Below are 15667 nucleotides of genomic sequence, written 5' to 3'. Positions count from 1 at the left end.
AATCGTAAGCCATGTGCTGGCGATTTGGCGCTTTCATTTCTTGCTAGAAAGGATTGTGAAGCATATGCAACGATATTTTATTGAAACAGCCATAGAGAATGCACGGATAAGTGGAGAAGATGCACGGCATATTGAGCGAGTGATGCGCATGAAACAAGGCGATCAGATCGTTGTTGTTGCACAAAATATTGCTCATATTTGTACGATTACAGGATTTGAAGGTGATGAGGTAGTGGTTGACGCTACTGGTGAAACTATCCCTTCATCAGAGCTACCTATTCAAATAACAGTAGCTTGTGGCTTACCAAAGGGCGATAAGCTAGAGCTGATTACACAAAAAGCGACAGAGCTTGGCATGTTTGCCTTACAGCCATTTGAAGCGGAACGCTCGATTGTGAAATGGGACAAGAAGAAAGGGGCTAAAAAGCAAGAAAGATTGCAAAAAATTGCAAAAGAGGCGGCGGAACAAGCCCATCGTACACATATTCCAGCAGTGTATGAACCTGTTACATTTAAACAATTGTTACATGAAATAGACCAATTTGATGCTGTTTTTATCGCAGACGAAGAGGATGCAAAAGCTGAGAAACGCACACGATTTGCGGACAAGCTTAGACTTGTGCAAGATCAAAAATTAACATCAATGCTTATTATTTTTGGTCCAGAGGGTGGCATTTCCCGTAAAGAGTCAGAGGCCTTGTTACAAGCAGGTGCTCAAACCATGTCGTTGGGACCAAGAATTTTACGTGCAGAAACAGCACCACTGTATGCGTTGTCTGCCATCTCATATGAATTTGAATAAATGCCATGTTAATGATGAGTAATAGGAAAGCCACCTAATTTAGGTGGTTTCAGACTGTAGACAAAAGCCCATCGAGAAGTTGAACTGCCCCGTAAAAGTTAGACATTAATCTAACTTTTACGGGGGTTTTTTTATGACAAAAGTAAGTGTTGAACAACGTATTCAAGCAGTTCAACGATATTTAAATGGAAATGAAACTTTGATCGAAATTGCGAATGATATCGGTGTTACAGCTCAGATTGTCAGTGAATGGGTTCGCCGTTATCAAAAAAATGGCGTAGAGACTTTCTTAAAGTCCTATACAAACTATTCAGCTGACTATAAAATGAATGTACTTAATTATATGAACGAGACAGGTACATCTTCGAGAGACACAGCTGCACTATTCAATATTTCATCTCCTGGCATGATTCGGAATTGGAAGTTGAAGTTTGAAGTTGGTGGTTATGATGCTCTTGTTTCTAAGAAAAAGGGGCATCTATCTATGAAAAAAGAGACAAAAAGAACAACGAAATCAACACCAGCTGAAGGATCTGTTGAGGCGTTAGAAGCACGAATCAAACAATTAGAAATGGAGAATGCGTACTTAAAAAAGTTGAATACTTTAGTTCAAATGCAAGAAAAATTACCAATCAAATCAAAGCGCAAGTAATTTATGAACTAAAGGAAATCTATGAAGTAGTGGAATTAATCAAAGTCGCTGATATTCCACGTAGTACGTATTATTACTGGGAAAAGCGTTTGAATCGTCATGATAAATACGCTGATGTGAAAGTCGCAATTCAGTCCATTTATCATGAACATAAGGGACGTTATGGTTATCGTCGGATCACCAAAGAACTAAAAAAATTTGGTATTCATCATGATCCGAAAACGATTAACTGCTTGATGAATGCCATTGGCATAAAGTGTGAAGTCCGCATGAAGAAATATCGTTCGTATAAAGGTAACGTCGGAAAAATTGCCCCAAACATATTACAACGCGATTTTACAGCGGAAAAAATGAACGAGAAATGGGTAACAGACGTGACAGAGTTCCATCTATTTGGTGAGAAACGCTATTTATCACCCGTCCTTGATCTATGTAATGGCGAAATCATTGCATACTCGGTTATGAAGCGTCCAGTGTATAAACTAGTCCATAATATGTTAGAACAAGCATTGGAGCGCCTTGAATCAAGTGATCAAGTTATTCTTCATTCAGATCAAGGTTGGCATTATCAAATGAAAAAGTATCAACAAACATTAAAGCAACATGGTATTACGCAGAGTATGTCCCGTAAGGGTAATTGTTTGGACAACGCAGTCATCGAAAATTTCTTTGGCTTATTAAAATCTGAACTCCTGTATCTACAAGAATTTGAATCTATGGCACATTTTGAACAGGAGCTCAATGACTATATTCACTACTACAATCACAAACGAATGAAAGAAAAATTAAAAGACCTAAGCCCGGTGGAGTACCGAACTCAGGTCTTAGCAGTTGCTTAACTAAATATGTCTAACTTTTTTGGGTCAGATCAAGTTCACTCTCGATGGCTTTTGTCATTTTTCTTCCTATTTTATCTTTAACATTTGGTAATATACTACCAAATTCAACATACTCTTCGAGTATAGTTGCTCTCTTAAGCTACTTGCCACGTCCAAGTAGCCAATTTCTTCAAATTCATGGCAGCAAAAGTAAGCATCGCCTGCATGGACAATTTTTTTAGACCTCTTAAGGTTGTCCATCGCATACCATGCTTTTCTTTTGCATCTGCAAAGACACGCTCAATCGTTTCTTTGCGCTTTGCATAAATCTGTTTGATGTCATAGGAATGGCGTAAATGTTCAGCTTCCTCCACATACGACTCCCAAATATGACGTTGAATGAGTTTTTGATGATGCTTACTTTCTGTACATTGGGAAAGGCTTGGACACTTCGCACAAATCAAAGGATTCGATTTATATTGGCGATATCCTTCCTTCGTCGTTGTCGCATACTTCAATATCTGCCCTTGTGGGCAAAGATAACAATTATAGTGCTCGTCATATGTATACTCGTGCTTTCGGAAGAATCCATCTTTCGTTTTAGGACGTGTATACGGAAGAACAGGCAACATTTGATTCTCTAACAAAAAGTTCGTAATCGCTGGTGTTTTATAGGCTGCATCTGCCGCAACAGCTAATGGTTTTTGAACGTTTTGAATGACCCTTTCAACAAGTGGCTGCAATACATGGCTATCGTGTACATTTCCCGGAGTCACAATGGCACCTAAGACAAAGCCCTTTTCATCTGTCGCAGCATGAAAGGAATATGCAAACTGTTTTGTACGTTCATCCTTCACGTAATAGCCACTTTCAGGATCTGTCGTACTTTCCTTTATTTCTTTCCATTCTTCCTTTTCAAACTTCTCCGGGGGAAAGGGCTTTTTTCCGTGTTCTTCACGATCTATATTTAACTCTAATTGAAGTTTTTCTTCATAAGCCCGTGTTTCTTTTCGCACAACCTTTTTATCATACTTCCGTTTATTCGCACTCGCTTTCACATGCGTGGAATCGATAAATAAATGGTCTGCATGGAGGAGTCCTTGATGCATAATCTCTTTTAAAATACGATAGAATATCTGTTCAAATATATCGGTGTCTTGAAAGCGACGGACATAATTTTTACCGAAGGTAGAGAAATGCGGGACTTCTGTATGGAAGCCAAATCCTAAAAACCAACGATACGCCATATTCGTTTCAATTTCTTTGATGGTTTGACGCATGGACCGAATACCAAAAACGTACTGAATAAACGTCATTTTAAAGAGAACAACAGGATCAATACTAGGACGCCCATTAGGTGAATAGAGATGTTCTACTAAAGGATAGATAAATGAAAAATCAATAGCAGCCTCTAGTTTTCGCACTAAATGATCGTTGGGAACTAATTGATCAATCGTTAACATTTCTAATTGTTCACGTTCATTGGTTTGATTTTTCGTCATCATGGTTGATCACCTCAAAATAGTTTACTTTTTATTAATAGATTAATAAGGAGTTCTTTATGTAGAAGTTGATTGGAACGAAGGGCGGCGACTCCTGCGGGAAAAGCGGGAAAGTCGAGATCCTGGACTGAGCGAAGCGAGGGAAGCAGCTCGACCCCGCCCGCGGAAAGCGTCCGCCCGTAGTGGAAATCAACGGCTTTACTTTATTTCATTGTAAAAGAAAAAAGACTGTAGGCAAACTCAAAATTCATCGAGTTTGTCTACAGTCTGAAGCCACCTAATTTAGGTGGTTTTTTTGAGTTCCTTTTTGAAAAGGAGTCAGTCAGATTTATAATTCAGGCTCAAAAGTTCCAAATAAAATATGGAAGAGAACAAGTTCAATGTCCATACATAGTTTTTATTGCTACATATTCTAGCGATAGGAGAGCTCACTAAAACTATAAATTGAAAAGAGGTAATTTTTTTGAGTGAACAATTTGATAGTCAGATTCAACCTTGTCCAGTAACATCAACTGAACAAATCCCATTAACGAATGATTTTACGCAACTAATAGCTACACCCGTAACAGCGCCAACTATTAAAATTCCAGTAGTATTGGCAGAGCCAACTTTACAAATCGTTGTAGAGTCAGATATTACACTAACTCCGGCAGCAACTGAGATCAAACGAGTGAAAAAACATGTCTTTCTCAATCAAGTGAAACTGGTACCAGTTAACTTTGCACGAATTGCTGGCACAGACTATTTCAGAGTAACAAGAGCTAAATTATTTGTAGCAGGCCATATTCGTAAAAATATCGAATATGCTTCATCAGCATGTAGTGGGGCACTTCGTGACAGAATTGCTGACGTTCCATTTTCTGGGTTTACAGATCTTACTTTCCCACAAACAATTGGGGGCTCTACACCAATCTTAGGAATTTCCGAGTTTGCGGAAGCGAACTTCCTTAATGAAGCGACTCAAATGGATGCTCGTCTTGATAAGGCTTTCTTCCAAAATCTTGTGAAATACAATGAACAACCATTTGGTGAATTAGTAGCAGCGAACTTCTTTGAACTTGATTTTTCACCAATAATGGCAGCCCCAGAATGTACATTTAGCACATTACGTGAAAAAATCGTATTAGAATTAACTGTAAAAGTACTGCAAGTTCAACAAATTCGTTTGGGAGCTGGAAGTAGCGTAGTAACTCCTGTTCTTCCAGGACTTACACCACCAGTTTCACCACCAGGTAATCCTACTCCTCCCTCTGAATTTTGTTAATCTCAAATATTGAGTAAAGTCATAACAAGGCACTGATCAAAATTCATCATTTTAGTGGGCAGTTGACAGTTCGGGTTTTATTCGGACTATTAACTGCCTTTTTACATCCAAAAACGTATGGACCATGCAAAACGTCTCAAGCAGAGACTTCTGTGACAAATAGAGAAATCAAGCATACTATAAATTGTAATTAGTATGGCAATCTTACCATTAAAAACGAATGGATATAAATGTACCTAATATTGTTTGGGAGTGAACGAATGAATACTCCATGGATTAACTTTAGAGAGATGAGAGAAGTATCCTCTAAGCAAAATAAATATTTGGATTGGGCGTATCAGACAAAAGATAACGAATCTCCAGGAGATGGAGAGGAAAGCAATCCTCGACTTAGTGAAATAGAAGATGAATCACCTACAACGGATTCTATAGCTATCCATCAGGACATACCTAGTCCAACAGAAACAACCTTTGAACCTCCACTAGGTAACGATAAGAATCCTTTGGAGGACCATGTAGCGTCCGATCAAGACTTAGTATTAGCTGAAGGAGAAATCGAATATTTCCTACATAGTGTTCATAACCTTGAAGAGAAAATAGCTTTAACAGAGCGATCGGATGCCAATGAAGACCTACCTATTTCAGCAGAGACGAATATGGAGGGAGAAATCGCACCTTCGCCAAATATTGAAACTGGTGCTATAGAGGAATCGATTTTAACAAAACATGTACTCGTACCTACAGAAACGAATAGGGAGGACGTTGAAGAATTCCCATCTGATTATGATGAATCCCGTGTGGAAGAACATGATTTAGCAACTCACTCAGATGCTGAATCTACAGTAGAAAATAAAAGGCACTTTGAGGATACTGCGGATACGGAGAAAAACAATCCCATTCCAAAATCGTTGTATGGAGAGATATACTCTATCACTAAAAAATGCCCGTTTTCTACGTATGTAGAGATTAATAATTTTCTTCATGCTCCTATTTATGGTGAACATGTTCAAAATACTACATTCGAATTTCTGGATAAAAACGATCATCTAACTCAACAATTTGAAACAAAGCTTTTCCATACGACAGCAGATTATCCTGACCATCCTGAATGTCGTTTAGTTCGCTCAGACATTAATCAATTGATTTCAATCATGAAAACTGATACGGATGATAAAAATAAAATGAAGCCTCATCTTTTTCAATCAGTGGTCACTCCCGTACATTACTCACCATCAATCGAAAAAGGGGAAGCCAGCACTTACGCACCTAATTTAATACATATTCGAGCACCTGTTGTAGTTGGGGAATATAAAATTGAACTATGTCTTGAAGAGATTATGGCATTTGAAAAAGGGATTGTAGGGATGAAAGAAATCTCGAATAAGGTAATGATTACCAACTGTAGATTTATACCTATTCGTTTATCCCAATCATTAGGGAATGGAACATGTACAGCAATAAAGGGAAAGTTATTGATAGAAGGCTATATACAGCAGAATATTGAATATACATCATTGGATACACAAAATGAGTCAATAACTCATGCCAATCGATTATGTCAGAATATAGTATTAGAATTAATTATCCATATGTTACAAGTACAAAAAATCCGAGTTCTATATGACAGTCCACGCCTTGGGCAATAATAGAAGTTTTTTCACTCAGCATAAAAGTTCCTTTTCTAATATATACGTCTATATATAGTTTGGATTACTACATATTCTAGCGATAGGAGAGCTCTCTAAAACTAAAAATGAAAAGAGGAAATTTTTTTGAGTGAACAATTTGAAAATCCAAATTTACCTTGTCCTGTAGCATCAACAGAACAAATACCATTAACGAATGAATTTACACCAGTAATCACTACACCGGTTACGGCACCAACTATAAAAGTTCCCGTTGTACTGGCAGAACCAACATTGCAAATCGTTGTAGAGTCAGATATTACACTTACTCCAGCAGCAACTGAAATCAAACGAGTGAAAAAAAACGTATTCTTAAATCAAGTAAAACTAGTACCAGTTAGCTTTGCACGTATTGATGGTACTGACTTCTTTAGAGTAACTAGAGCTAAATTATTTGTAGCAGGACATATTCGCAAAAATATCGAATATGCTTCATCAGCATGTAGTGGGGCACTTCGTGATAGAATTGCTGATGTTCCATTTTCTGGGTTTACAGATCTTACTTTCCCACAAACAATTGGAGGTTCAACACCTATCTTAGGAATTTCCGAGTTTGCGGAAGCGAACTTCCTTAATGAAGCGACTCAAATGGATGCTCGTCTTGATAAGGCTTTCTTCCAAAATCTTGTGAAATACAATGAACAACCATTTGGTGAATTAGTAGCAGCGAACTTCTTTGAACTTGATTTTTCACCGATTATGGCAGCGCCAGAAGGTACGTTCAGTACTTTACGTGAAAAAATCGTATTAGAATTAACTGTGAAAGTATTGCAAGTTCAACAAATCAGATTAGGCGTTGGAAGTAGTGTCATAACACCAGTTCTTTTTGGGCTCACGCCTCCTACTAGCCCTTAATAATTGCTAGTTACCTTAAAAATTCAAATGAACCAATAAAATGGGTTGCCTTTATTACCAGGCAACCCATTTATTATTTATTATTTAACTGTCTCTAAAACACGTACAAATTGTCCTTGTGAATGTGGGTAGCCTGCTTGTGTAATTTTCACCTTTACAAGCTGTCCGATGAGACTTTCAGGACCCTCAAACACTACTTTTAAGTAATTATCTGTATAACCCGTTAAAAGGCCTTCCTCTTCACTGCCATCATGTACAAATTCTTCAGGAATAACTTCTAGCACTTGATCTTCAAAGCGAGAAGCATACTCTTTAGCAAGTTGATCATTTAAGGAGATGAGTCGGTGTACACGCTCATTTTTTATGTCTTCATCAATTTGATCTTCCATACGTGCAGCAGGAGTTCCTGTACGTGGAGAGAACGGGAAAACATGTAGTTCAGAGAATTTATGATCGCGAATAAAGTTGTATGTGTCCATAAATTCTTCTTCTGTCTCACCAGGGAAACCGACAATTACATCAGATGTAACAGCTAAATCAGGTAAGGCTTCATGTAATTTCGTTAAACGTTCGCCGAAAAATTCCATTGTATATTTACGACGCATACGTTTTAACACCGTATCTGATCCAGATTGAATTGGAATGTGTAAGTGATTCACGACAATTTTAGATTCACGTAATACGTCAATTACTTCATCAGTCAATTGGCTAGCCTCAATAGACGAAATACGGAGACGCTTTAATCCTTTTACATTGGCTTCTAAATCACGTAATAATTGGGCAAGGTTATAATCCTTTAAATCTTGACCATAACCACCCGTGTGAATACCTGTCAAAACTATTTCAAGATAGCCTGCATCTACTAATTGCTGTGCTTGATGTAATACTTCTTGTGGATCACGAGAACGCATTAAGCCGCGTGCCCACGGAATAATACAAAACGTACAGAAGTTATTACAGCCCTCCTGTATTTTTAAGGAAGCACGTGTGCGGTCTGTAAATGCTGGTACATCTAATTCCTCATACACGCGATTTTTCATAATGTTACGTACAGCATTAATTGGCTGACGCTCAGCACGATATTGGTCAATATAACCAAGTAATTTTGTGCGGTCCTGCGTACCAACAACAATATCGACCCCAGGAATCGCCATAATTTCTGCTGGCGAGGTTTGTGCGTAGCAACCTGTTACACATATTACTGCATCTGGATTTTGACGAATTGCTCGACGAATCACCTGACGTGATTTCTTATCTCCAGTATTAGTAACTGTACATGTATTAATGACATAAACGTCCGCTTGTTGATCAAATTCAGTGCGATCATAGCCTTCATCTTTAAATAGTTGCCAAATGGCTTCTGTTTCGTAGTGGTTTACTTTACAACCTAGAGTATGGAAACTCACGATTTTTGATCGCTCGTTACTCATAATTTATATCATCCTTTCAACTTCACATTACCTTGTGTTTCTTCACATTTAAATTATTTTGTAGTGTACTTATTTTAGATACGTGATTTATGATAACATAATCCTTTTAAAATCAATACTTTAAAGATTTTTTTGTGAATGTTTTTGTCCTCTTTTTTAGGGGACTAATTGTTTTACTAGTGGGTAAACTATACGGAAATGAAAGCAGTTCAAGGATACCATTGCTTGAATAGAACTTCATGTATCTATGAACAAAAGCTAATTTCACAAGAACAACACCAGTAATCATTTAAATAGAAAGAAATTAGACGGCAACGTGAAAAAATGGTATGATTCGAAGAGGTACGTACATCTTGATTAAAGAAGGAGCGTTAAAAAATGGAACAAAATTTTGCGCGTATGATCGATCATACATTATTAAAGGCTGAGGCAACAAAGGAACAAATTGAAAAACTATGTGCAGAAGCGAAGCAATTTAATTTTGCCTCTGTATGTGTAAATCCTACTTGGGTAAAACAAAGTAGCGAATTATTACAAGGTTCAGACGTGTTGGTTTGTACGGTTATTGGATTCCCTCTTGGAGCCAATACTCCAGCTGTGAAAGCTTTTGAAGTAAAAGATGCAATTGCGAACGGTGCAAATGAGGTAGATATGGTCATTAATATTGGTGCATTAAAAGATAAAAATTATGATCTTGTACAAGCTGACATTGCTGCAGTTGTGGAAGCAGCTAAAGGTAGTGCACTTGTAAAAGTCATCATTGAATCATGTTTATTAACAGATGAAGAAAAAGTAAAAGCATGTGAGCTTGCTGTGGCAGCTGGTGCTGATTATGTTAAAACATCTACTGGCTTTTCAACTGGTGGCGCAACTGCAGTAGATATTGCCCTAATGCGTAAAACAGTAGGTCCTGATCTTGGTGTTAAAGCTTCAGGTGGTGTTCGTAGCTTAGAGGATATGAAAAGCATGGTGGAAGCAGGAGCAACTCGTATTGGTGCAAGCTCTGGCGTAGCCATCATGAACGGATTAATCGCAGATTCTAATTATTAATTATTAATTATTAATTATTTCTTTCAGTATATATAAGCTACTAGCTCAGTAAGAAGCTAGTGGCTTTTTTTCATATAGAATAATACCTTCAACGATCACATATACTCCACTGACGATTTTGAATACAGAAAGGAGGATGTCATGTTTACACAATATAAGTATTGGAAGCCTTATATTAGTCCCTTTGATCCCTGCAAACCCATCGAAGTAAAATATTATGCTACACCACCACAATTATATATGGGTTTTCAGCCACCTGGACTTCCCCAATTCCAAACTCCAAGAGAGGCACTTATGGCAGGAACACTATGGCCACAATTATTTAGTCCCTATCCATTTCCAACTAAAAGGAGGGATGAAGCATGACTAAAAAGATGCCGCCTGAATTTTATACCCTACTTGAAGAAATTCAGGCAATTGATTTCGTCATCGTTGAGTTAAATCTCTATTTAGACACACATCCACATGATTATGCAGCCATTCAACAATTTAATGAAAACACTGAAAAAAGTATGAAACTCAAAGTCAACTTTGAACAAAAATTTGGTCCATTAATGAATTTTGGAAGAAGTTATTCAGATTATCCTTTTAATTGGGTTGATACCCCATGGCCGTGGCAAGTATAACATATAATTAGGAGGAATTTATTCTTGTGGTATTATGAAAAAAAACTTCAATACCCGGTAAAGGTTAGTACTTGTAATCCTATGCTTGCAAAATTTTTAATTGAGCAATATGGGGGTGCTGATGGGGAATTAGCAGCAGCACTTCGTTATATGAATCAACGCTATACGATTCCTGACAAAGTGGTTGGTTTATTAACGGATATAGCGACTGAGGAATTTTCACATTTAGAAATGATTGCTACGATGATTTACAAGCTGACAAAGGATGCTACGCCAGAAATGCTAAAAGAAGCGGGATTAGGAGATCATTATGTAAATCATGACAGAGCTTTATTTTATCAAAATGCCTCTGGTGTGCCATTTACAGCAACTTATATTCAGGCAAAAGGGGACCCAATAGCAGATTTATATGAAGATATTGCCGCAGAGGAAAAGGCACGTGCCACCTATCAATGGATTATTGATTTATCTGATGATACCGATTTAAATGACAGTTTGAAGTTTTTACGTGAACGTGAAATTGTCCATTCCCAACGTTTTAGAGAGGCGGTAGAAATTTTAAAAGATGATAGAGATCAACAGAAAATCTTCTAAGAAAAAGTGGCTGGCTGTATCAAGGGGTCTTGAAACAGCCTTTTTGTTGTTATTGTATGTTTGAAAAATAAGCGAGATCTTTTCGATGGCCAATCATCACTAAAATATCTTCCTGTTCCATATTTTGCTCAGGGGAGGGGGAAATAATGATTTCTCCTTCTCGAACAATGGCAATAACACTTACGTTATATTTCGCACGCAAATCTAAATCTCGCAGATTTTGCCCAGCCATTTTTGAAGGGATCATAATTTCTTCTATACTATATTCCTTAGACAATTCGATATAATTCAGCATATTCGGAGACAATAGCTGATTTGCCACGCGCTCTCCCATATCTCGCTCAGGATAAATAATCCAATCAGCACCTACTTTATCTAAAACTTGACCATGTCTTTTACCGAGGGCCTTAGCAATAACTTTTTTTATCCCTAGTTCTTTTAATAAAGATACTGTTAAAATACTTGACTGCATATCGTTACCTATAGCCACTATAACGCAATCAAAATTTCCTATACCAATAGAGGTTAAAGCTTTTTCTTCAGTTGTATCAGCTACTACAGCGTGGGTAACATAGGGCTCTGCATCCTCCACTCTTTCTTCATTAATATCAATTCCTAAAATTTCTTGTCCAGCTTCATGTAATCTGCGGGCAACACTTGTGCCGAACCTTCCTAGGCCAATAACTGCATATTGTTTAATAGCCATAGCTATAGCACTCTCCTCTAATTTTGTTATCCAATCATAATATTACCTTTAGGATGTCGAAAGGCTTCTGTTTTTCGTCGTTTTGTAATAGCGAAAGCAATGGTTAATGGACCTAGTCTTCCGGCAAACATCGTTAAAATAATGAGAATTCTACCAGTAGGGGATAACTCAGGTGTCAACCCCATCGAAAGACCGACAGTACCAAATGCAGAGGTTGCTTCAAATAAATACATCATGAAACTATGACGTTGTTCAGTAATGCTAAGAATGATTGTCACAACAACAACGATAAGTACGCCACACATTGTGACAGTCAAAGCCTTTAAGATAGTCTCAGTGACAATTCTACGTTTAAATAAAACAACATCTTCTTTCCCCCTGATTTGTGACCACATTGTAGCAACTAATACTGCGAAAGTTGTTATTTTTATTCCACCTGCAGTGGAACCAGATCCAGCTCCAATAAACATTAAGAGAATTATTAAAAATAATGTGGAATGTGTTAAGTCACCAATAGCAAGTGTATTGGAACCTGCTGTTCTTGGTGTAACAGCTTGGTAAAAAGAACCTAATACTTTGCCCCATTCAGTTAATGGACCGAGTGTTTTATCATTTCCAAATTCAAACACAAATATCAAAATTGTAGCGCTAACCGTTAAAAAAATTGTAAACGCTAATACAATTTTCGTATGGACGGATAGTCTTTTAGTAAATCGATATTCATATAGTTCATTCATGACAATAAATCCCAAGCCTCCAAGTGTAATGAGAGCGCAAATTGTTAAAACGACGAATGGGTCATCTACATAAGCTGTCATTCCGTTAAATCCGCCCATTAAATCAAAGCCTGCGTTATTGAAATTAGAAATTGCATGGAAAAAACCAAAATAAACAGCTTTTCCTATTGGCATATCAAAAGAAAAACGAATAGATAAAATAAGACCACCAATCATTTCAATCAATGCTGTAAAGAGCAGTATTCTCTTTACTAATTTTACAAGGCCGGCAATGGATATATTATTAAATGCTTCCTTAAGCAAAAGTCTTTCTTTTAAAGATATTTTTTTCCCAAGTAGTAAAAATAACAAGGTTGCAAATGTCATGAATCCTAAACCACCAATTTGGATTAAGAATAAAATGACTACTTCTCCGAAAACTGAAAATGTATCACCTGTATCGACAACAATTAATCCCGTTACACAAGTTGCTGATGTAGCGGTGAACAATGCATCTAAAAACGAAAGTCCCTTTCCATCTTCTGTAGAAAGAGGTATCGTTAAAAGAAAAGTCCCGATGATAATAATAAGTGCAAAGCCAAGTACAAGAATTTTGGGAGGATTTAATGTGTTTCTAAAAGTGTTCATCTTGTTCTCCTCTATAGATGTAAAATAACTTGATTTTAAAAATGCATAAAAAAAGACCAACTAAAAAAGCATGTAAAGGATAGTAGAAAACATGCTAATAATGGTGGTCGAATAGGACCTCCTTCGCTTTAGCCGACGAAGTTAGCTGACGGGTAGGATGGCGAAAGAGTTTCTCATCCTTTCTGTATTTCAGAATTAACCCCAATATATTGGGTCCTCCGTTCTCAATGTTTGAGATTTGGCCATTATTAAATTGAATGTGATTATTCTACGCCCATATTCTATTTTCTGTAAACCCCTATATTAATAGAAAAATGCAATTTTTTTTTTTATTGTGAGCAAAATTTGATCATCTAATTCCAATTAGAAATAAAACCAAAAATTCACTTGATATTTTCGCACACTTTCTATTGACCATTATTAGACAATACGATATAATTTTTTAGTACACAACAGAAGGTTATTTGCCTAATTGTGTATTGACGTGTGTTCGGAGGGAGGGAAAGAGAGATGTCAAAAACTGTCGTTCGCAAAAACGAATCGCTTGAAGATGCTCTTCGCCGCTTCAAACGTACTGTATCAAAAAGTGGTACAATTCAAGAAGTTAGAAAGCGCGAGTTCTACGAAAAACCTAGCGTTAAACGTAAAAAGAAATCAGAAGCTGCACGTAAACGTAAGTGGTAATTTAATTTCCCATTAAAAATCCCTACGTTCATAACACGCAATCGTATGATTCACTGAGCAGACAAAGATATACCTGGAATTAATTACAGCTGTAATTAATTTCAGGTATTTTACATTGCTCGTTTTACGTACATATGAAAAAGCCGGATGGATATCATGTAGATTCATTCGGCTTTTTTGTGTAATACTACGTAGTATAAGCAACATGTACATATCGCTGAAATAATTTTTTAGATTTGTGAAACTTTTTACATGTTCGACCGTATATACAGAGGAGAAGCATGTTAGAAGGGAGGGAAAAAGGTGCGAAAACGGAGAATCCTTAGTTACTTACTAGTGATATGGATGACTTTTTTGTTAGCGTTTCCATTAACTTCGGCTTTTGCAAGCAGTAAGGTCTACCACGTTCCTATTCATAATGAAGTGGAGCGAGGGCTTCACGCATTTTTACAACGAGCTTTTAATGAGGCTAAAGAAAACAATGCGAAAGCGATTATCTTAGATATACATACGCCTGGCGGATTTGTAAATGCAGCAAGTGATATCGCCATGCTTATGGATGCAACGGATATACGGACGATTGCTTTTATTAATAAGGATGCCCATTCAGCAGGTGCTTTTTTAGCCTTACATGCGGATGAAATCTACATGGTACCCAATGGAACAATCGGTGCAGCAGCTGTTATCGATTCAGCAGGTAATGCGGCCGATTTGAAAGCCAATAGTGCATGGCTTGCTCAAATGTCGGCAGCAGCGGAGACATCAGGTCGAGATCCTAAGTATGCTTTAGCAATGGCTGATTCGAGTTATGAATTGCCGGAATACCGTGCGGAAGGAAAAAATCTATTAACGCTTTCAGCATCGGAGGCATTTAAGGTCCAATACTCAGAGGGTACCGTGAAAAATTTTCAGGAACTTTTAGAGAAAATAGACTTACAAGAAAGTGATGTCGTTCCAATCGAACCAACATTCTCTGAGAAATTGGCTCGTTTTATTACAAATCCAATTATTGTTCCAATTTTATTATCCATTGCAAGTCTAGGTCTTGTAATGGAACTCTATTCGCCAGGATTTGGAGTTCCAGGTATAATGGGATTATCAGCACTTGGTTTATTTTTCTTTGGACATATGGTTGCAGGCTTTGCTGGCTATGAATCCTTATTGTTATTAATTATTGGTTTAGCACTTGTAGTTGCAGAGTTTTTTGTTCCTGGTGGAATTGTCGGTATTTTAGGTGGTGTTCTCATAATACTAAGTTTATTACTGGCAGGTGCAAATATTATGCAAATGATAATAGCAATTCTCATTGCGCTTGTAATAGCGATTATAGGAATGGTGATTCTGATGAAATTTTTCGGGAAAAAACTGCATGTCTTAAACAGGCTGGTGTTAATGGATGCAACTACGACAGAAGAGGGCTATGTATCCAACGTCAATCGCACAGAATTGTTAGGAAAAGTAGGGACTACACTTACTCCTTTACGTCCATCGGGTACAATGGTTCTTGGCAGTGAACGCATTGATGTTGTATCAGAGGGCGGCTATGTCGATGCAAATAAACATGTAGAAATTATTAAAGTTGAAGGCTCACGCATTGTCGTGAGACAAACAGAAAAAGAGATGGAGGAATAGAAA

15 protein-coding genes and 1 riboswitch are annotated in these 15667 nt (G+C 37.3%); of the genes, 11 read left to right on the top strand and 4 right to left on the bottom strand.

Annotated elements, in window-relative coordinates:
- Positions 1–64 precede the first annotated feature (64 nt).
- Both MKX57_RS16050 and MKX57_RS16045 read left to right on the top strand, forming a co-directional pair.
- A complete protein-coding gene (locus MKX57_RS16050) occupies positions 65–802 on the top strand; it encodes a 16S rRNA (uracil(1498)-N(3))-methyltransferase (protein ID WP_089986167.1) in 738 nt (245 codons plus the stop codon).
- Positions 803–935: 133 nt separating this feature from the next.
- Positions 936–2293, top strand: a protein-coding gene (locus tag MKX57_RS16045) for an IS3 family transposase (protein ID WP_085961709.1) whose coding sequence is annotated in 2 segments (ribosomal slippage) — positions 936–1389 and positions 1389–2293 — 1359 coding nt in all. Because the reading frame shifts where the segments join, the coding sequence is not laid out codon by codon here.
- 134 nt (positions 2294–2427) lie between these two features.
- Here the strand turns inward: MKX57_RS16045 and MKX57_RS16040 are convergent.
- On the bottom strand, positions 2428–3777 hold the full coding sequence (locus MKX57_RS16040) for an IS1182-like element ISBsp5 family transposase (RefSeq protein WP_008174389.1): 1350 nt from the start codon (positions 3775–3777) through the stop codon (positions 2428–2430).
- A gap of 460 nt (positions 3778–4237) precedes the next feature.
- Here MKX57_RS16040 and MKX57_RS16035 point away from each other — a divergent pair, with 460 nt between their 5' ends.
- From MKX57_RS16035 to MKX57_RS16025, 3 genes are all read left to right on the top strand, one after another.
- A complete protein-coding gene (locus MKX57_RS16035; RefSeq protein ID WP_008179473.1) occupies positions 4238–5038 on the top strand; it encodes a CsxC family protein in 801 nt (266 codons plus the stop codon).
- A 260-nt stretch (positions 5039–5298) separates the two neighbouring features.
- Entirely contained in the window at positions 5299–6684 is a 1386-nt protein-coding gene (locus tag MKX57_RS16030) for a BC_2427 family protein (protein WP_342550410.1), read from the top strand.
- 126 nt (positions 6685–6810) lie between these two features.
- Positions 6811–7578 carry a CsxC family protein gene (locus tag MKX57_RS16025; protein WP_008179469.1) on the top strand — a complete coding sequence of 256 codons (768 nt, stop codon included), beginning with the start codon at positions 6811–6813 and terminating at the stop codon, positions 7576–7578.
- 80 nt (positions 7579–7658) lie between these two features.
- Here MKX57_RS16025 and mtaB read toward each other — a convergent pair whose 3' ends face one another.
- Entirely contained in the window at positions 7659–9008 is a 1350-nt protein-coding gene (gene mtaB, locus MKX57_RS16020) for a tRNA (N(6)-L-threonylcarbamoyladenosine(37)-C(2))-methylthiotransferase MtaB (protein ID WP_008179468.1), read from the bottom strand.
- Between the two features lie 378 nt (positions 9009–9386).
- Here mtaB and deoC point away from each other — a divergent pair, with 378 nt between their 5' ends.
- From deoC to MKX57_RS16000, 4 genes are all read left to right on the top strand, one after another.
- Positions 9387–10058: a deoxyribose-phosphate aldolase gene (gene deoC / locus MKX57_RS16015; protein WP_090002545.1), complete on the top strand. Its 672-nt coding sequence runs from the start codon at positions 9387–9389 to the stop codon at positions 10056–10058.
- 141 nt (positions 10059–10199) lie between these two features.
- Complete coding sequence (locus MKX57_RS16010; protein WP_008179464.1) at positions 10200–10424, top strand: spore coat associated protein CotJA; 225 nt, start codon at positions 10200–10202, stop codon at positions 10422–10424.
- Positions 10421–10684: a spore coat protein CotJB gene (locus tag MKX57_RS16005; protein WP_008179462.1), complete on the top strand. Its 264-nt coding sequence runs from the start codon at positions 10421–10423 to the stop codon at positions 10682–10684. The genes MKX57_RS16010 and MKX57_RS16005 overlap by 4 nt, the downstream gene beginning before the upstream one ends.
- A gap of 24 nt (positions 10685–10708) precedes the next feature.
- Complete coding sequence (locus MKX57_RS16000; protein ID WP_031417041.1) at positions 10709–11278, top strand: manganese catalase family protein; 570 nt, start codon at positions 10709–10711, stop codon at positions 11276–11278.
- 49 nt (positions 11279–11327) lie between these two features.
- On the opposite strand, the gene MKX57_RS15995 is transcribed toward MKX57_RS16000, so the two are convergent.
- Positions 11328–11984 (bottom strand): TrkA family potassium uptake protein, encoded by a 657-nt coding sequence (locus tag MKX57_RS15995; protein ID WP_008179458.1) that lies wholly within the window; start codon positions 11982–11984, stop codon positions 11328–11330.
- Positions 11985–12010: 26 nt separating this feature from the next.
- Entirely contained in the window at positions 12011–13348 is a 1338-nt protein-coding gene (locus tag MKX57_RS15990) for a TrkH family potassium uptake protein (RefSeq protein WP_008179457.1), read from the bottom strand.
- A gap of 115 nt (positions 13349–13463) precedes the next feature.
- Positions 13464–13602, bottom strand: a riboswitch (cyclic di-AMP (ydaO/yuaA leader).
- 256 nt (positions 13603–13858) lie between these two features.
- Between MKX57_RS15990 and rpsU the strand changes: the two genes are divergently transcribed.
- Together rpsU and MKX57_RS15980 are read left to right on the top strand one after the other, a co-directional pair.
- Positions 13859–14032, top strand: coding sequence for a 30S ribosomal protein S21 (rpsU, locus tag MKX57_RS15985; protein WP_004227078.1), 174 nt, complete (start codon positions 13859–13861; stop codon positions 14030–14032).
- Between the two features lie 303 nt (positions 14033–14335).
- On the top strand, positions 14336–15664 hold the full coding sequence (locus MKX57_RS15980; RefSeq protein ID WP_342530047.1) for an NfeD family protein: 1329 nt from the start codon (positions 14336–14338) through the stop codon (positions 15662–15664).
- Positions 15665–15667 lie beyond the last annotated feature (3 nt).

The sequence above is a fragment of the Lysinibacillus sp. FSL M8-0216 genome, assembly GCF_038595555.1.
GTDB lineage: Bacteria > Bacillota > Bacilli > Bacillales_A > Planococcaceae > Lysinibacillus > Lysinibacillus fusiformis.
This window is presented reverse-complemented; position numbering and strand designations above follow the sequence as displayed.